This is a genomic window from Microbacterium sp. C7(2022), assembly GCF_028823665.1.
Taxonomy (GTDB): Bacteria; Actinomycetota; Actinomycetes; order Actinomycetales; family Microbacteriaceae; genus Microbacterium.
In genome coordinates, this window is sequence record NZ_JAPEHV010000003.1 from 233,560 (window position 1) to 251,403 (window position 17,844).

The 17,844-nt window shown below is 68.2% G+C and carries 13 protein-coding genes; 4 read left to right on the plus strand and 9 right to left on the minus strand.

Going from position 1 to position 17,844, the window contains the following annotated elements; genetic code table 11:
- Positions 1-35 precede the first annotated feature (35 nt).
- From ON062_RS05335 to ON062_RS05355, 5 genes are all read right to left on the minus strand, one after another.
- Positions 36-1,616 carry an SDR family oxidoreductase gene (locus ON062_RS05335; protein ID WP_274646094.1) on the minus strand — a complete coding sequence of 527 codons (1,581 nt, stop codon included), beginning with the start codon at positions 1,614-1,616 and terminating at the stop codon, positions 36-38.
- Positions 1,617-1,678: 62 nt separating this feature from the next.
- The gene (locus tag ON062_RS05340; protein ID WP_274646095.1) at positions 1,679-4,021 is read right to left on the minus strand and encodes an FdhF/YdeP family oxidoreductase; all 2,343 of its coding nucleotides are present in this window, start codon (positions 4,019-4,021) and stop codon (positions 1,679-1,681) included.
- A gap of 27 nt (positions 4,022-4,048) precedes the next feature.
- Positions 4,049-5,938 (minus strand): helicase HerA-like domain-containing protein, encoded by a 1,890-nt coding sequence (locus ON062_RS05345; RefSeq protein WP_274646096.1) that lies wholly within the window; start codon positions 5,936-5,938, stop codon positions 4,049-4,051.
- Between the two features lie 9 nt (positions 5,939-5,947).
- Complete coding sequence (locus ON062_RS05350; protein WP_274646097.1) at positions 5,948-6,655, minus strand: phosphatase PAP2 family protein; 708 nt, start codon at positions 6,653-6,655, stop codon at positions 5,948-5,950.
- Positions 6,656-6,680: 25 nt separating this feature from the next.
- Positions 6,681-8,015 (minus strand): multidrug effflux MFS transporter, encoded by a 1,335-nt coding sequence (locus ON062_RS05355; RefSeq protein WP_274646098.1) that lies wholly within the window; start codon positions 8,013-8,015, stop codon positions 6,681-6,683.
- Positions 8,016-8,285: 270 nt separating this feature from the next.
- On the opposite strand from ON062_RS05355, the gene ON062_RS05360 reads away from it, so the two are divergent.
- The 3 genes from ON062_RS05360 to ON062_RS05370 are packed head-to-tail and all read left to right on the plus strand — an operon-like array spanning position 8,286 to position 10,153.
- Positions 8,286-9,005, plus strand: a complete 720-nt coding sequence (locus ON062_RS05360) for a DUF3105 domain-containing protein (protein WP_274646099.1) — start codon at positions 8,286-8,288, stop codon at positions 9,003-9,005.
- Positions 9,006-9,010: 5 nt separating this feature from the next.
- Positions 9,011-9,700, plus strand: a complete 690-nt coding sequence (locus ON062_RS05365; RefSeq protein WP_308209615.1) for a DUF305 domain-containing protein — start codon at positions 9,011-9,013, stop codon at positions 9,698-9,700.
- Between the two features lie 27 nt (positions 9,701-9,727).
- Positions 9,728-10,153 carry a hypothetical protein gene (locus ON062_RS05370; RefSeq protein ID WP_274646100.1) on the plus strand — a complete coding sequence of 142 codons (426 nt, stop codon included), beginning with the start codon at positions 9,728-9,730 and terminating at the stop codon, positions 10,151-10,153.
- On the opposite strand, the gene ON062_RS05375 is transcribed toward ON062_RS05370, so the two are convergent.
- Positions 10,114-12,597 carry an HAD-IC family P-type ATPase gene (locus tag ON062_RS05375; RefSeq protein WP_274646101.1) on the minus strand — a complete coding sequence of 828 codons (2,484 nt, stop codon included), beginning with the start codon at positions 12,595-12,597 and terminating at the stop codon, positions 10,114-10,116. The two genes, ON062_RS05370 and ON062_RS05375, sit on opposite strands and share 40 nt — an antisense overlap.
- Before the next feature lie 58 nt (positions 12,598-12,655).
- Between ON062_RS05375 and ON062_RS05380 the strand changes: the two genes are divergently transcribed.
- A complete protein-coding gene (locus ON062_RS05380) occupies positions 12,656-14,881 on the plus strand; it encodes an alpha-galactosidase (RefSeq protein WP_274646102.1) in 2,226 nt (741 codons plus the stop codon).
- Here the strand turns inward: ON062_RS05380 and ON062_RS05385 are convergent.
- From ON062_RS05385 to ON062_RS05395, 3 genes are read right to left on the minus strand one after another with little or no spacing between them, the layout of a single operon-like run.
- The gene (locus ON062_RS05385; RefSeq protein ID WP_274646103.1) at positions 14,865-15,800 is read right to left on the minus strand and encodes a glycosyl hydrolase family 32; all 936 of its coding nucleotides are present in this window, start codon (positions 15,798-15,800) and stop codon (positions 14,865-14,867) included. The genes ON062_RS05380 and ON062_RS05385 overlap by 17 nt on opposite strands.
- A gap of 37 nt (positions 15,801-15,837) precedes the next feature.
- On the minus strand, positions 15,838-16,791 hold the full coding sequence (locus ON062_RS05390; protein WP_274646104.1) for a carbohydrate ABC transporter permease: 954 nt from the start codon (positions 16,789-16,791) through the stop codon (positions 15,838-15,840).
- On the minus strand, positions 16,788-17,783 hold the full coding sequence (locus ON062_RS05395) for a carbohydrate ABC transporter permease (RefSeq protein ID WP_274646105.1): 996 nt from the start codon (positions 17,781-17,783) through the stop codon (positions 16,788-16,790). The genes ON062_RS05390 and ON062_RS05395 overlap by 4 nt, the downstream gene beginning before the upstream one ends.
- Positions 17,784-17,844 lie beyond the last annotated feature (61 nt).

A 17,844-nucleotide genomic window follows, 5' to 3' on the forward strand; every position in this document is an offset into this window, starting at 1 on the left:
CGTAGGCCCCGGCGCCGCGACCAGGGCAGCCAGCTTCACTCCGGCGCCTGCCCCTCGTCGGTGAGGGTCTCGGCGGCCGCCGTGATCCGGTTCGCCATGCCCGAGAAGATGAACCCGTGGAAGGGCAGAACGGCGAGCCAGTACAGCCGCCCGGCGAGGCCCCGGGGGAAGAACACCGCCCGCTGCTCGTAGCGCGATTGAGGCGCGGCATCCGATTCCTCATCAGTTGACGGCTCCGTGGCCACGGCACGCAGTTCGAGCCACGCCAGCCCCGGCACCTTCATCTCGGCACGCAAGCGAAGGAACTCCCCCGGCTCCAGCGCCTCGACGCGCCAGAAGTCCAACGCGTCACCGACCGCGAGCCGGTCGCGACTGCGACGCCCGCGCGCCAACCCGATCCCCCCAACGAGCCGGTCCATCCACCCGCGGATGGCCCACAGCAACGGCGACGAGTACCAGCCGTTCTCGCCACCGATGCCTTCGATCACTCGCCACAGCGCCGGAGCGGATGCCGTCGTCTCGGCGCTTCGCTCATCGACGAACACCACGCGGCCCGACCAGTCGGGATCATTGGGCAACGGATCACTCGGAACCCCCAAGACCTCGGCATCCTGCCAACTGGTCTCCACCGTGTCTTCCTGCACGCGGCGCAGCGCGAGTGCGACCGCAGCACGGTAGGGCGTGAGCCCGCCTGAGGGGCGAGGGATGAGGTCGTCAACAGCATGATCCTTCATGACGCACTCGTTCTGCAGCGACGCCACGAGCGGACGCGCGATCGACCGAGGAATCGGCGTCACCAGGTTGACCCAGTGTGAGGCAAGCGTCGGTGTGAACACCGGCAGCGACGCGATCGGTCGCTGGTGCAGGCCCGCTTCGACGGCGTATCCGTTCATCATCTGCCCGTACCGCAGCACGTCCGGCCCACCGATGTCGACGGCGCGATTGACGGAGCCGTCGATGCGCGCGGCACCAAGCAGGTAATGCAACACGTCGCGCACCGCGATCGGCTGGATATGGTTTCGCACCCAGCGCGGCGCCGGCATGTACGGCAACACGTCGGTGAGGTGCCGCACCATCTCGAACGAGGCCGACCCCGCGCCGATCACGACACCGGCCTGCAGCACCAGGGTGGGCACACCGCTCGCGAGGAACACCTCCCCCACCTCTACGCGAGAGCGCAGGTGCGGCGACAGCTCGACCCCCTCGGGGTGGAGTCCGCCGAGGTACACGATGCGATGAACGGATGCCGCGACCGCCGCGTCTGCGACCGTCCGCGCGGCGCGCAGATCGGCGTCTTCGAAGCCCTTGCCCGCCGCCATCGAATGCACGAGGTAGTACAGGACGTCCACATCTTCGGCCGCTCGGGCGACGGCATCCCGATCCTCGGCGGCTCCCTCGATGACCTCGACCGCGTCGCCCCACGTGAATGCCGCCACGCGCGCGGCATCGCGAGCCAGCACGCGTACGCGGTACCCGGCGGCGAGGAGCCGCGGTACGAGCCTGCCGCCGATGTACCCGGTGGCGCCGAGAACGAGCGCACGAGGCGGGGAGCCGTCGGCGCGGGGCACGGCGAGGAGATCAGACTCTCGCCCCGTGGGTGCGGTGAGGTCGCTCATGGTGCGAGGCTACGCCGGGCGGGTCGCGACGCGAGAGAGCGTGCGCTATCGACCCAAGTGTGCTACTTGACGGGCACGGACCCCGGCGACGTCTCGCGCCGCTCGAGACGGATGATGACCGACTTCGACGTCGGTGTGCCGCTCACGTCGGCCACTGAATCCAGCGGCACCAGCACGTTCGTTTCGGGGTAATAGGCCGCCGCGTTGCCGCACGGCGTCGCATACGCCACGATGCGGAACGCCTCGGCACGGCGTTCTTGAACGACACCGTCCGGGCCGGTCCATTCCGACACAAGATCGACGATGTCACCGTCGGCAAAACCGGCTTCTTCGATGTCCTGCGCGTTCACCAAGACCACCCGGCGACCGCCGTGGATTCCGCGGTAGCGATCGTCCTTGCCGTAGATCGTGGTGTTGTACTGGTCGTGCGATCTGAGGGTCTGCAGGAGCAGGCGGCCGGCCGGAATCACCGGGTACTCCAGCGCGTTGGCGGTGAACCGTGCCGTGCCGTCGACCGTGGCGAATCGGCGCTCGTCGCGCGGTCCGTTCGGGAGGAAGAACGTCCGCCCCTTGTCGATGCGCGCCTCATAATCGTCGAAGCCGGGGACCACTCGGGCGATGTGGGCGCGCACTCGCGAGTAGTCGGCTTCGAGAGCGGCCCAGTCGGCGCTCGGCGCAGCGGCGGGGGCGGCATCCGCGAACACCATCGCGCACAGGCGCGCGACGATGGCTACTTCACTGAGCAAGGCTTCGTCCGGCGGGGCGAGTCTGCCCCGTGACGAGTGCACGGCGCCCATCGAGTCTTCGACCGACACGCGCTGCTCTTTGCCGTCGCGACGGTCGCGGTCGGTGCGTCCCAACGTCGGCAGGATGATGGCTCGCCGGCCGGTCACGACGTGCGAACGGTTGAGCTTCGTCGACACCTGCACGGTGAGATCGACCCTGCGCATTGCTTGTTCGGTGACCTGAGTGTCGGGCGTCGCGCTGACGAAGTTTCCGCCCATCCCCAGGAAGAACCTCACCCGCCCATCGCGCATCGCGCGGATCGCCTCGACGGTGTCGAAGCCGTGGCGGCGGGGAGCGGTGAAGGTGAACTCGCGATCGAGCGCCGAGAGAAAAGCCTCGGACGGCTTCTCATAGATGCCCATCGTGCGATCGCCCTGCACGTTGGAGTGCCCACGCACGGGGCACACTCCTGCGCCGGGACGGCCGATGTTGCCCTGCATGAGCAACACGTTGACGACGTCGCGCAGGGTCGCGACCGAGTGTTTGTGCTGCGTCAGTCCCATCGCCCAGCACACGATCGTGGCCGACGATCCGCGCACCAACTCCCCCACGCGCCGCAGCGACTCTTCGGTGAGCCCGGTCGCTCGTTCGAGTTCTTCCCACGCGACACCGGCGAGCCCGCGCTCGTACGCATCGAATCCGCTCGTGCAGTCGGCGATGAACGCGGCATCCAGCACACCACCGTCGCGCTCCTCGGCTTCGAGCAGGTGCTTGCCGACGGCCTGGAAGAGAGCCTGGTCACCGCCCAGCCGGATCTGCAGGAACTCATCCGCGAGCGCGGTACCGCCGAAGGCCACGCCCCTGATCGTCTGCGGGTTCTCGAAACGCAGCAGGCCCGCCTCGGGAAGAGGATTGACCGCGACGATGGTCGCGCCGCGCTGCTTCGCTTTCTCGAGAGCGCTCAGCATGCGCGGATGATTCGTGCCCGGGTTCTGCCCGGCAACAATGATGAGATCCGCCGAGTGGATGTCCTCGATCGACACGGTGCCCTTGCCGATTCCGAGGGTTTCGGTGAGCGCCGATCCACTCGACTCGTGGCACATGTTCGAGCAGTCCGGAAGATTGTTCGTGCCGACGCCCCGCACGAGCAGCTGGTAGAGGAAGGCCGCCTCGTTCGAGGTGCGACCCGAGGTGTAGAACACGGCCTGATCGGGATCCGGAAGACCGCGCAACGCATCCGCGATCTCGCGCAGGGCGTCATCCCACGAGATCGGCCGATAGTGGGTGTCGTCCGCGTCCTTGATCATCGGATGCGTGAGCCGGCCCTGCTGCCCGAGCCACCAGTCATCGTGTGCAGCGAGTTCGTCGATCGAATGCTCGGCGAAGAAGTCGGGAGTCACTTTTCGCAGCGTCGCCTCTTCAGCGACAGCCTTCGCGCCGTTTTCGCAGAACTCGGCCAGGTGGCGCTTGTTCTCTTCGGGCCAGGCGCAGCCCGGGCAGTCGAAGCCGTTCTTCTGATTGACCCGCACCAGCGTCTGCGCACTACGAACGAGCCCCATCTGTTCGTTCGCGATCTTCAGGGCGTGCACGACGGCCGGCACACCGACGGCGACCTTCTTCGGCGCGCTCGTTCTCAGCTCTGTTTCATCGATGTCACGGCTCGGCGGCTTCGTCACCATGCCCTCAGGCTACGGCGTCCCTCCCCGTCAGCGGCGCGAGTTGCCGAACAGACCGCGAATCACGCCGTTCAGCAGCGTCTGCGTGGACGGTGACGACAACACCTGTTCGAGCGGTGACCGGTCTGCGGCACGGCTCGTGCGGGAGGACCTCGAGGCTCCCGCGGTGCTGCGCAGCAGGCGTTCGTACTCGCGCTGCGCCTTTTTCTCGGCATCCGCCTGCTGCTTGTCGATCGCGGCCTGCTGGCGCGCGAGTTCGGCGTCGATCTTCGCCTTCTCGACCTGTGCGCGCTCGGCGGCCGCGGCTTCGTCGGCGGCTGCGAGCTTTGCGGCGAGCACTTCACGAGCCGATTCGCGGTCGATCGCCGAGCCGTACTTCGCGCTCAGCGGTGATGCCTGCACTGCGGCGGCAACCGCGTCCGCTGGTGTCGGTGACATGAGGCCCTGCGGCGCACGCAGTCGAGTCCACGCAACGGGGGTGGGGGCACCTCGCTCGCTCATCACGGTGACGATCGCCTCGCCGGTACCGAGCTCCTGCAGCACGCGCTCGAGGTCGTAACCCGATGTGGGGTACGTGCTGACCGTCGCGCGCAGAGCCTTCGCGTCGTCGGGTGTGAACGCGCGCAACGCGTGCTGCACGCGAGACCCAAGCTGCGCGAGAACATCGGACGGCACGTCCTTCGGCGTCTGCGTGATGAAAAACACCCCGACACCCTTGGACCGAATGAGGCGAACCGTCTGCACAATCGCCGCCACGAAGTCGCGCGACGCGTCGCGGAACAGCAGGTGCGCCTCGTCGAAGAAGAACACCAGCTTCGGCTTGTCGGTGTCGCCGACCTCCGGGAGGATCTCGAAGAGCTCGGCGAGCAAGTACATCAGGAACGTGGAGAACAGCGCCGGCTTGTCGATGACTCCGGGCACTTCGAGGAGGCTGATGATCCCCCGTCCGTCGGCCGCGTGGCGCAGGAAGTCGGTGACCTCGAACTCGGGCTCGCCGAAGAACACGTCGGCCCCGGCATCCGCGAAAGTGATCAGCTCACGCAGAATGACGCCGGCGGTCGCGCGCGAGAGCCCGCCCAGTTCCGCCAGCTCGGCCTTTCCCTCGTCGCTCGTCAGGTGCATCAGCACCGCGCGCAGGTCTGCGAGGTCCACCAGCGCGAGCCCGTGGGCGTCCGCATAGTGGAAGACCAATCCGAGGCTGGATTCCTGTGTGTCGTTGAGGCCGAGCACCTTGCTGAGCAGCAACGGGCCGAAGCCCGACACGGTGGCCCGCACCGGGACGCCCGTGCCCACGCCACCCAGCGCGAAGTACTCGGTCGCGGATGCCTCAGCCTGCCAGTCCTGTCCGATCGCCCGCGTACGCGCGAGCAACTTGTCGCTCGGCGTGCCCGCCGTCGCCACACCCGTAAGGTCACCCTTGATGTCAGCGGCGAACACCGGCACCCCGTGCGAAGCGAGCTGCTCGGCAATGCCCTGGAGCGTGCGTGTCTTCCCGGTTCCGGTCGCCCCGGCGATGAGCCCATGACGGTTGAGCATCGCGACGGGTATGCGCACCTGCGCCTCGGGCACCGCGTTGCCATTGACGAGCGCACCCAGGTCCAACGTCGCGGCATCGAAGGCGTAGCCCTCGATGATCGCCGTGACCTCTTCGGGCGAAAGCGGCCCGTCCGGCCCCTGCGGCTGCGGCTGCGGCGGTGCTGAGGGATCTGCTGCCTGCACGCTCGGCGCCTCGGTTGGCGCTTCCGGTGCTGTGTCAGCACGTGTAGCGACCTGCCCGGCCCCTGCACGTGCCGCCGCCGCTTCGGCGGCCGCCAGCGCGGCCCGTGCCTGCGCGGCTTTCAGTTCGGCTTCCGCGGCGGCCGCCTGGGCGCGTAGATGCGCTAGCTCCGCGGCGGCGACCTGATCTGCTTCGGCGCTCATGCCCTCAGCCTAGGGTTGCGTCGCCGTGTCGGCGAGTGCCTGCGATCCGCCCGAGCGACGGCGTGACTCTGCGGCGAGCTTGCCAACGAACATTGCGCCCACGAGCAGCGCCACTCCACCACCGATGCAGGCGCCGCCGAGCGTGTCGCTCAACCAGTGCGCGTGCAAGTACGTACGGCTGATGGCCATCAGCACGACCCACACCGCACCCACGATGAACACCCACACCCGCGGGTAGATCACGAGCGCCACAACCGCGAGCGTGGCCGCGTTGGCAACGTGCCCCGAGGGGTAGGACCCGAAATCCGAGAGGATGAGGATCTCTTCGGGGCGCCCGCGCGCGAACAGATGCTTCAGCAACTGCACCATCAGCGCCGACGCAGCCAGCGAGGCCAGCAGGTACACGGCAGCCCATCGTCGTTTATCGAGAACGAGCGCCAATGCGCCGACCAGCGGCACGACGAACACACTGAACCACCCGCCGCCGATGAAGTTCATCGTCTGCGAGAAGGCGAGCATGAACGCCGACTCCCAGTCGAGCAGCCACGCGTTCCACCACACGTCGACCTCGAAGGGGTCGTTGCCGAGCGCGAACGCCCATCCGCCGAGCGCTGTCGCGCTGACCATGAGAATCAACCCCGCGGCGGCGAGCCACGCACGCGTCAGCATCAGTCGACGGTCCGCCGTCGTGTCCGTGGAGTTGCTCGGTGAGGCCATCGGCCTATTGTGCCGTGCGTGCCACCTACGGCGCGAGCCTGGCCACGGTGCGAGGGCGCACAATGAGCCAGAGCGAGAGCACACCAACCATCGCGCACCCGGCCATCACCGATGCCATCGTCGTGGCGGTGATTCCAGTGTCATGCGCGAGCCATCCCACCAGCGGCGACACGATGCCGGCCACACCGAAGTTCGTCGCTCCGAGGATTGATTGAGCGGTACCGGCCGCTTTTCCGTGCCGGTCGAGCGCGAGGACCTGCGCGCACGGGAAGGTGAAACCACACGCGGTCATGAACAGGAAGAGGGGAATCATCACGCCCCAGATCCCCAGAGCGAGCTGGTCGGTGACGATAATCGCGCTGGCCGTGATGACGAGGGATGCGGTCGAGAACGCCATCACCCACTGCGGACCGAAGCGGGCCGCGAGCCGCGATGCCGTCTGCACACCAATCACGACGCCGACCGAGTTGACGGCGAACAGCACGCCGTACTGCTGCGCATCGAATCCGTAACTCTGCTGGAACAGGAAGGACGATGCCGACAGATAGGAGAACAGTCCGCTGAAGGTCATGCCGCCGATGATCAGCACGCCGATGAAGACGCGATCGCTGAACACGCTCCGATACCGCTGCCACACGGTCGTCGAGCCAGCCTCGTGGCGGCGAGCGCGCGGCAGGGTCTCGGGAATGAAGACGATCGCCGCAACGAGCATGATCGCGCCGTACACGGCCAGCACCACGAAGATCCCGCGCCACGGCATCACCAAGAGCAACGCCGAACCCACGAGCGGCGCGAGCACAGGAGCGACACCCGACACCAGCGCCATGCGCGACAGCATCACGACGAGACGCTTACCGCCGAAGAGATCACGGATCACGGCGGCCGCAACGACACCACCGGCGGCAGCACCGGCGCCCTGCAGCACGCGCGCGATGCTCAGCAACTCGAGCGTCGGCGCCAGCGCAGCGGCGGTGCTGGCGACGACATGGATCGCCGTCACGGTGAGCAACGGAATGCGTCGCCCCACCTTGTCACTGAGCGGTCCCACGATCAGCTGTCCCAACGCGAAACCAATCATGGTTCCGGTGAGCGTCAGCTGGATCGCCGCAGCGGTGGTGTCGAAGTCCGCTTCGAGAGTCGGGAACGCCGGAAGGTACAGGTCGATCGTGAACGGCCCGAGCGCCGTGAGTGCACCCAACAGGATGATGTAGAGCACCCGGCGCCGCGCCGAGATGGAATCACCCGGGTGAAGCACGATGGGCGCGGTGGCAGGGTTGCGCCCCAGGGTGCGGATCGCACCCGTCGATGTGTGAGGGGTGCGGGTCTTAGGAGAAGTGGGGATCGAGGCAGTATCGAGCAAGGCAGGCGCGTTTCGTGACGAGGGTGTAGCGGTGCGTGGCACGGGTCGCCGTGGGACGAGGCGTGGGACGCAACAAAAGGATGTCGATCAACGGCTTCACGCATCGAAGTCGAATCGATTCGAGAACCTATGGTAGCGGATGCCTCGACTCAGCCTCAGCGTGCTGCCAGACTCGGGATTCATTACGTCGAATAGGATGGTCGCGTCCCGACCCTCCGTCGCCGCTCGATCACGATCACGCGCCGGCGCGAACAGAAGAGCCGAGATCACATGTCTCCGAATCCTCCCAGCCCCTCGAACAAGCGACAGAGCGGCAATCCTGCGAAGCAGGCAGAGATCAATCTCACCGTGAAGCAGCAGCGCGAGCAGAAGCGACAGGAGAAGCTCGCCGAGTACCAGCGGCAACTGGCGAAGCGCCGGCGCAGCAAGATCGTCTGGTGGGTCGTGGGCGGAACAGCGGCCGTTGCCGTGATCGCGCTCGTCGCGGCATCCATCATCTTTGCTCCGCCGCCCCCGAAGGAGTACACGGCCGGGAGCGAGGGCGTGACGATCGAGGGCGTGGAAGAGTTCACGCACACGACTGAGCACGTCGAAGGCACGGTTGACTACGACCAGAGCCCGCCCGCTGGCGGACCCCATGCGGCCATCTGGCTGAACTGCGGCATTTACAGCGAACAGGTTCCGAACGAAAACGCCGTCCACTCGATGGAGCACGGCGCGATCTGGGTCACGTACAACCCCGATGACATCGCCGGCGATGACCTCGACACGCTGAAGGGCGAGCTTCCGTCGTCGTACGTGATTCTGTCCCCATATCCCGACCTCGACGCCCCGATCGCCCTCTCAGGCTGGAACCACCAGCTCAAGGTGGATTCGACCGACGACGATCGCATCGGCGAGTTCTTCGAAGAGTACTGGCGTAGCCAGAACGTCCCCGAACCGAACGCGGCCTGCACCGGCGCTCTCGATGGCCCCGGCAAGCAACGCTGAGCACTGTGCCCGACCCTGAGGACCAGGACGACCTCGCCACCGCACCACGGGTGCGCTGGTGGATGATCACTCTCGCGGTTCTGGGGATCGCCGGCGTGGCCTTCGCGGTAGGACGGTTCTCGACGTTCGGCGCATCGGCCCCCGCCGCTGACCCGACCACTTCGTCGCCGGAAGCGGGCTTCTCGCGCGACATGCAAGTGCATCACGCACAGGCGATCGAGATGGCGATGGAGACCTATCGCAAGACCGACGACGACGAGTTGCGCATCCTCTCCTATGACATCGCGACCGGTCAGGCCGGGCAACGTGGCGAGATGTACGACTGGTTGGTGCAGTGGGGCCTCCCCCAAGCAGGCGGCGCCCCGATGGCGTGGATGGCCGAGTCAGATGCGGGCCACGACCACGGCGTTCCGGATGACGAGCCGTTGACCGACGAGGAAGCGCGGGACGTCATGGGAATGGCATCCGACAGCGAACTCGATGCACTCGCCGCGGCCACCGGCGCCGAGGCCGACTGTCTGTTTCTCGAGCTCATGATCCGCCACCACGAGGGTGCGATCCCGATGGCCGACGCGGTGATCGAGCTCGGCTCCGAGCCCCGCGTGCTCGCCGTGGCGGGCAGCATCCGAACCGGGCAGTCGGCGGAGATCGAGGCGATGCAGTCGATGCAGCAGCGGCTCGGCTGCGGCGGCTGACCCCGCCTGCGCCGCTACAGTGGGCGGGTGAGCACGCCCGACGACACCGCGCGCCGGCGGCCGGTGCTGCTCACGATCGCGGTCGTGATCGTCTACCTCAGCGCCCTCGGGAACGTGGCGATCGGGGTCGTGGTGATGCTCAGCCGGTACGACGTCGCGCAGCCCTCCGTTCTGGCCGTGACGCTTATCGGCGCCGCGATCGTGCTGCTCGGTCTGCTGATCATCGCGATCGCCTCGGGCCTCGCGCGCGGGTCGCACCTCTCGCGCGTGCTCGTCACGGTCTACGTCGGCATCCTGGCGGTGGGGCACGTCGCGACGATCGTCGCCTCGGATGCCTGGGACTGGGGTGCGGTCGTGCAGCTCGTCGCCGAGCTGTTCGTCGTCGCCGTCGTCTGGCTGCCGCCGGGGTCGCGTCACTTCACGCGCGACGAACCCGCCGTCTCGCCGACCTGAGGCGCCGCGAGCGCCTTCGCCACGAAGCGGCGATGGAAGAACCGCACGATCTCGATCCCCCCGATCGTCAGCGACGTCACGATCGCGATCAGCCACGCGGCATCCTGCCCCGGGTCGACGAGCTGGAAGAACTCGGTCGCGAGGGGAATCGTGAAGATCGCGATCAGCGCGATGAACATCGCACCGATCACCAGCACCTTCAGGCGCGTCACGGGCCGTGAGAGCACCGTCAGAACCCAGATGCCCACGACCGCGAGGATGATCGTCGACCCGGTACGCAGCTCGGCCTCGTCGATGCCGAGCTGCATGGCGCCGAGCGTGTAGAGGGTGAGCGCGATCGCGATGATGATGCCCGCGGGGATGGCGAACGACAGCGAGCGGCGCAGGAATCCCGGCACGTACCGCTGCGCGTTCGGCATGAGCGCGAGGAAGAACGCCGGGATGCCGATCGTGAGCCCGTCGGTGATCGACAGCTGGCGGGGCAGGAAGGGGAACTCGAGCACGAGCAGTCCGAAGAGGATCGCGAGGCCGGTCGCGTACGCCGTCTTGGTGAGGAACAGCATCGAGACCCGCTCGATGTTCGCGATCACCTGGCGGCCCTCGGCGACGACGTCGGGCAGGTGCGAGAAGCGCCCGTCGAGCAGCACCAGGCGCGCGACGGCCTTCGTCGCCGCCGCGCCCGAGTTCATGGCGATGCCCATGTCGGCGGTCTTGATCGCGAGCGCGTCGTTCACGCCGTCGCCCGTCATCGCGACCGTGTGCCCGCGCGACTGCAGGGCCACGACGATGCGCTTCTTCTGCTCGGGTGTGACCCGGCCGAACACGGTGTGCTGCTCGAGCACGTCCGCCAACTCGGCGTCGTCCTCCGGCAGGTGCCGCGCGTCGAAGCCCTCGGCCGACTCGAGGCCGACCTCGCGCGCGATCGCCGCGACCGTGCGGGGGTTGTCGCCCGAGATCACGCGCACGTCGACGCCCTGCCGGGCGAAGTACGCGAGCGTGTCGGCGGCATCCGGTCGCACCTGCTCTCGGAACGTGAGCACGAGCACGGGTGTCACGCCGTCCGGCAGCCGCTCGGCCTCGACGTCGTCGTCGTCGAGCGCGGTGGCGGTGTGCGCGAGCACGAGCGTGCGGCGGCCCGTCGTCGCGAGCGAGGTGACCGTCTCGCCGAGCGGCTGAGCCGGGTCGGAGGCCGCGTCGCTGAACACCATCTCCGGCGCACCCATCACCCACGTGCCCGCGGCGCCCGAGGCGCCCGGGTCGCCCGATGAGAACGAGACGGCGCTCCACTTCCGCACCGACGAGAACGGGATGTACCGCACGGTCGTGAGGGGGTCGTCGACCGGGTACGGTTCGCGCAGGCACTTCGCGGTGGCGTTCGCATCGGGGGCCGAGCCGTACCAGGCGAGGACGGCCGCGGCATCCGCCTCGTCGGGGCTGCCGAGCGGGTGGGCCGCGTCGAACTCGATCTCTCCGGCGGTGAGCGTGCCGGTCTTGTCGAGGCAGATCACGTCGATGCGCGCGAGGCCCTCGACGGCCGGAAGTTCGTTGACGAGCACCTGCTTCCCGGCGAGCTTGGCAGCGCCCACCGCGAACGCGATCGAGGTCATCAGCACGAGTCCGAGCGGGATCATCGCGGTGAGCGCCGCGATCGTGTTGACGACCGCCTGCACCCAGGAGCCGTTCTCCCACGCCGTCACCCAGCCGCCGACGACCATCATCTGCGCGTTGAGCACGAGCAGCCCGACCGGACCGATCAGCCACGCCATCCAGCGGAGCACCCGATCGATCGACGTGCGCAGCTCGCTCGAGACCATCGAGAACTTCTTCGCCTCGTCGGCGAACCTGTTGGCGTACGCGTCGGCGCCGATGCGCACCGCGACGGCGTCGCCCTCGCCGGCGACGACGATCGAGCCCGAAAGCGCTTCGTCGCCGGGCTTCTTGTCGACCGCGTCGGACTCGCCGGTGAGCATCGACTCGTCGATCTGCAGGGCGCGGGATGCCACGACCACCGCGTCGGCGGGGACCTGGTCGCCGGCGCGCAGCACGAGGACATCGTCGGCGACCACCTCGGACGGCGCGATCTCGGACTCCGTGCCGTCGCGGCGCACCCGCGCCCGCGGTGCGTTGAGGAGCGCCAGGCGGTCGAGGGCGGCCTTCGCCTTGAACTCCTGGTAGCTGCCGATGATCGAGTTCGCGAAGGCGGCGAGACCGAACAGCGCGTCCTGCCACCGGCCGAGCACGAGCAGGATGCCGAAGCACGTGAAGACGATGCCGTTGAAGAGCGTGAAGACGTTGGCCCGCACGATCGTCCACGCGCTCCGGCTCGAGTCGGACTCGAACACGTTGACGCGACCGTCGGCGATGCGCTCGGCGACCTCGGCGGCGGTGAGTCCCGATGTCGCATCGGTCGGTGCGCGGTCGGAGACGTCGGGAGCGGCATCCATGCACACACCCTACGGTCGACGGGCTGTCGCCGCGGGTCGGAGACGACAGAATGGAGGGATGCCATCCGATGTGATCCTGCATCTGCGCCACGCCGGCGTCTCCCTCGTGCTCGATGGGCGCGCCGGGCGCCTCCCCCAGGTGGTCCATTGGGGTGAGGCCCTCCCCGACCTCTCCGCCGACGAGCTCTCCGGCCTGTGCGACGCGGTCGTTCCGGTCGTCGGATCGAACAACCCGGATGCCCCGCCCCGGCGCGCGATCCTGCCCGAGCACCGCGACGGGTGGACCGGGCGCCCGGGCCTCGCCGGCTCGTACGGCGGCACCTCGTGGTCGCCGCGCCTCGAGGTCCACAGGGTGACGGTCGACGACGAGGTCGTGCAGGGGGTGGTCGAAGCCGGCTCGGCGACGGCCCGCTTCGACGCCCACGACGGCGGACTTGCGCTCCGCCTCGAGGTCGAGCTGCTCCCGAGCGGCCTCGTCCGGCTCCGGGCGCTCGTCCGCAACGACGACGACCGGCCGTACTCCGTCGACGACGTGAGCCTCACCCTTCCGATCCCCGCCGAGGCCACCGAACTGCTCGACTTCACCGGCCAGCACAACGGCGAGCGCATGCCGCAGCGCACCCCGCTGGTCGGCGGCATCCACCTGCGTGAGAGTCGGCGCGGTCGCACCGGCGCCGACAGCGCCTTCGTGCTGCACGCCGGCGTCCCCGGGTTCGGGTTCGGCGCCGGGCAGGTCTGGGCGCTGCACACCGCCTGGAGCGGCAACCACCGTCACTACGCCGAGCGCGTTTTCACCGGCGAGCAGCTGCTCGGCGGCGGGGAGGTGCTGCTCCCCGGCGAGGTCGTGCTCGCGCAGGGCGAGGAGTATGCGAGCCCCTGGGTGTACGGCGCGTACGGCGACGGGCTGGATGCGGTCGCCCACCGCTTCCACGCCCACCTGCGCGCGGGATCGCGCGCGCCGTCGGCCGACCGTCCGGTCACCCTCAACGTGTGGGAGGCGGTGTACTTCCGGCACGACGTCGACGAGCTCGTGGCGTTGGCGGAGACGGCCGCCGACCTCGGTGTGGAGAGGTACGTCCTCGATGACGGCTGGTTCGGCGCACGCCGGCACGACCGTGCGGGGCTCGGCGACTGGACCGTGTCCGCCGACGTCTGGCCGGACGGGTTGCATCCCCTGGTCGACCGGGTCCACGCGCTGGGCATGCAGTTCGGGCTGTGGTTCGAGCCCGAGATGGTGAACCTCGACAGCGACCTGGCGCGCGGCCACCCGGAGTGGATCATGGCGGCACGCGACGACCTGCCCGTCGAGTCCCGATTCCAGCAGGTCCTCAACCTGTCGCATCCCGACGCCTACGCCCACGTGCGCGCGCAGCTGACCGCGCTGCTCGACGAGTACCCGATCGACTACATCAAGTGGGACCACAACCGCGATCTGATCGACGCGGGCGATCGCACGCGCGGCGGGCGACCGGCCGTGCACGCGCAGACCGCCGCGTTCTACCGCCTGCTCGACGAGCTGCGCGATGCGTACCCGCACCTCGAGATCGAGTCGTGCTCGTCGGGTGGAGGGCGCGTCGATCTCGGCGTGCTCGAACGCACCGACCGCATCTGGGTCTCCGACAACAGCGATCCTCACGACCGGCAGTCGATGATGCGCTGGTCGGTTCAGCTCGCGCCCCCCGAATACCTGGGCGCCCACATCGCGTCGGGGCACTCGCACACCACCGGTCGACGCATGGACCTCTCCTTCCGCGCGATCACGGCGGTGTTCGGGCACCTCGGGATCGAGTGGAACCTCGGCGACACGACCGAGGCCGAGAGGCGGGTGCTCGCGGCGTGGATCGACTTCTACAAGGAGCACCGGTCGGTCCTGATGGGCGGCGACGTCGTGCGGCTGGACGGCTCGAACCCGGAGGTCGTCACCCACGGAGTCGTCTCCCGCGACCGGTCGACCGCGCTCTTCTCGAGCGCCGTGCTCGACACCACCTCCCCCGAGCCGCCGGCACCGCTGAAGCTGCGGGGCCTCGATCCCGCGCGCGCGTACCGCGTCCGCCCCGTGCTGATCGGCGAGCTCCCCTCGGGCCTGCATGCCCCGCTGTGGTGGGGCGAGGCATCGGATGCCGCGGAGCAGGCGGCATCCGAGTACTGGGAGCGGGGAACGCGCAGCGACGTCACGTATCCGGGCGCCTTGTTCCACGCCGGAGTGCTCGAGACCGTGGGCGTCGCATCACCCCGCGTGCACCCCGATCACGCCGTGCTCTACCTCGTCACCGCCCAGGACTGATGCGGAGCCGCCCGTCGACGATCTCGACGGGCAGCGGATCGACGATGCCGCCGACGAACGTCCCGTCGTCGCCGGCGTTGCGGAATGCGAGCAGCACCCACGACCCGTCCCGACGACGCACGAGGCGTCCGACGTACAGCGACTCGTCGGTCACGCGATAGGCGTGCTCGATCGCGAAGGGCCCGGCGGTTCCGGGTGCGTCGACCGCCCAGATCCCGCCGCGTGATCCCGCGCGCGCACCGCCGAGTTCGCCCCCGAGACACGAGAAGAGCAGCACGCGGTGGCCGTCCACGTCGTGGACCTGCGCGACCTCGAGCTGGCCGAACCCGGTGCCCGGAGCCGACAGCGGGGGCTCGACGACCCACGACTCGAGATCGCGCGAGACGGCCGTGCCGATCACGCCGCGCTCGGCAGGTGCTCCCGTCGCCGACCGGGCGGTGATCAGCATCCGCCACCCGTCGCCCTCCCGGACGACGAACGGGTCCCGCCACGCCTCCTCGTGCCAGTCCTCGCCCGGCGCGGTCTCGTACCAGCGCGGATCGGCGCCGAGCACGACCTCGTCGCGCTGCCACGTGATCAGGTCATGCGAGCGCGACGACCCGATCCGCTGCACCCGCCCGTCTCCGTCGCTCGAGACCCCCGAGGTGAACATCCGCCACACGCCGTCGTCGTCGCGGACGACCGAACCGGTCCAGGTCGCGAGGTCGTCGAACGTGCCGGCCGCGCCGGGAGCGAGGGCGTCGGGCAGGACGACCCAGTCGACGAGGTCGCTCGAGACCGCGTGGCCGACCCGCGCGTTCCAGTGCCGCAGGTCGGGGTCGCCCAGCGCGCGCGGCGCCTTCAGGAAGAAGGCGTGGTACTGCTCGCCGTCGTCGGCGGTCCAGAAGTCCCAGACCCAGTCGTCGGCGAGGCGGAGCATCGAGGTCGACCGATCCGATGCCCCGCCGCGCCGGCCGCTACTTGACCGAGCCCGCCGTCAGTCCACGCACGAAGAACCGCTGGAGCGCGAAGAAGATGATCAGCGGCACGATGAGCGTGATGAACGAGCCCGCCGCCACGCGCTGCCAGCCCTGACCGTACTGGCCGAGGAGGGTGTACAGACCCTGCGTCAGCACCTGGTTCGGTCCGCTCTGGATGAACAGGTACGCGACGAAGAAGTCGTTCCACACCCACAGGAACTGGAAGATCGCGAACGACGCGAGCGCCGGCACCGACATCGGCACGACGAGCCGCCAGAAGATCTGGAAGTGGCTCGCGCCGTCCATGCGCGCCGCCTCGATCAGCGAGTTCGGCAGCGTCTGCATGTAGTTGCGGAGGATGTAGATCGCCAGCGGCATCGCGAATGTCGCATGCACGATCCAGGCCGCGGGGTACTGCCCGATGATCTGGATGCCGGTGGTGTTCCCGAACCAGACGAACAGCTGCAGGATCGGGATCACCGCGATCTGGATCGGCACGACCATGAGGCCGAGCACGATCGCGAAGTAGATCTCCTTGCCGCGGAACTGGAAGAACGTGAACGCGTACGCCGCCATCGCCGAGATCATCACGGGGAGGATCGTGGCCGGGATGGTGACGGCTGCCGAGTTCCAGAAGGTGGTTCCGGCATCCAGCGCCGTCCACGCCTGTCCGAACGGCTCGAGCGTCCACTCCGTGCCGAACGGATTCAGCAGAGCGGTCCACCAGCCCGTCGACTCGACGTCGGCACGGGGCCGCAGGCTCGTGATCAGCAGACCCAGCAGCGGGAAGAGCCACAGGACGGCGATCACTCCCATGATGATCGTGATCAGAACATGGGGCTTGTCCTTCTCGGTGCCGTCCTTGCGCAGGCGCTTCTTGGACTTCTTCTCGAGGTCGACCGTCTCGCGGTGGCCCTCGTCGTCGACGAGTGGGGTCGGTACGACGGTCATCGGAGTTCCTCCTGCGCCTTGTAGCTGCGGATCTGGTAGACGATGAGCGGCACCACCGCGATCATCAGGACGATGACCACCGCGGCTGCCTTGCCCGGGTTCTGGAAGCTGAACAGCTGCGCGTAGAAGTCCACGACCAGCACGCTCGTGTTGTACTGACCGCCCGTCATCGCGTAGATGATGTCGAAGGTCTTCATCACGAAGATGGTGACCGTGACGAACACCGCGAGGATCGTGCCGCGGATCTGCGGGACGATCACGAGGAAGAACGCCTTGCGCTCGCTCGCCCCGTCGAGGCGGGCCGCCTCGATGGTCTCCTCGGGCACGCCCTTGATGGCCGCGGAGAGCAGCACCATCGCGAAGCCGACCTGCAGCCAGATGGCGATGAACATGATCAGGAAGCTGTTCAGCCTGCCGGCGTCGAGCGTCAGCCAGGGCACCGGATCCTGTCCGGTCACTCCCGTCCAGATCGCATTGAGCAGATAGATCTGCGGGTTGCCCGGCGGAGCGTAGAAGTAGATGAACCGCCACGTGACCGCCGCCGCGATGCCGCTGATGGCCATCGGAAGGAAGATCATCGCCTTGAACGACGTCTCGCGCTTCTTGCCGAGACGGTCGGTGAGGATCGCGACCAGAAGACCGATCAGCACCGCGGACGCCGGGACGACGATGACCCACAGCAGGTTGTTCAGCAGCACCCCGAGGAAGTTCGGGTCGGTGAACAGGTCGATGTAGTTGTCGAGGCCGACGAACGTGGCGCTCTCGCCGCGGCGCTGGCTCTGCTCCATGAAGCTCTCGATGAAGGTGCGCACCGCGGGGTAGAGCAGGAACAGGATGCCGAGCGCGAGGACCGGGAAGAGGAAGACGTACGGCAGGAGCCGCGCCTTGGTCTTGTCACCCGTCTTCTCGACCACGAAGTTCAGCAGCCAGAAGATCAAGAACGAGACTCCGAGGCCTATCACCACGGAGAGGATTGCACTGAAGATGGCCATCGATACCGCCTGACGTCGTTGTGAGGTTGATGGTGATGCTAGTGGGGAGGCGACGTCGGCC

Coding starts and splice junctions, on each gene's coding strand:
- ON062_RS05335 (WP_274646094.1), bottom strand. CDS start 1,616: ATGAGCGACCTCACCGCACCCACGGGGCGAGAGTCTGATCTCCTCGCC.
- ON062_RS05340 (WP_274646095.1), bottom strand. CDS start 4,021: ATGGTGACGAAGCCGCCGAGCCGTGACATCGATGAAACAGAGCTGAGA.
- ON062_RS05345 (WP_274646096.1), bottom strand. CDS start 5,938: ATGAGCGCCGAAGCAGATCAGGTCGCCGCCGCGGAGCTAGCGCATCTA.
- ON062_RS05350 (WP_274646097.1), bottom strand. CDS start 6,655: ATGGCCTCACCGAGCAACTCCACGGACACGACGGCGGACCGTCGACTG.
- ON062_RS05360 (WP_274646099.1), top strand. CDS start 8,286: ATGTCTCCGAATCCTCCCAGCCCCTCGAACAAGCGACAGAGCGGCAAT.
- ON062_RS05375 (WP_274646101.1), bottom strand. CDS start 12,597: ATGGATGCCGCTCCCGACGTCTCCGACCGCGCACCGACCGATGCGACA.
- ON062_RS05380 (WP_274646102.1), top strand. CDS start 12,656: ATGCCATCCGATGTGATCCTGCATCTGCGCCACGCCGGCGTCTCCCTC.
- ON062_RS05385 (WP_274646103.1), bottom strand. CDS start 15,800: ATGCTCCGCCTCGCCGACGACTGGGTCTGGGACTTCTGGACCGCCGAC.
- ON062_RS05390 (WP_274646104.1), bottom strand. CDS start 16,791: ATGACCGTCGTACCGACCCCACTCGTCGACGACGAGGGCCACCGCGAG.
- ON062_RS05395 (WP_274646105.1), bottom strand. CDS start 17,783: ATGGCCATCTTCAGTGCAATCCTCTCCGTGGTGATAGGCCTCGGAGTC.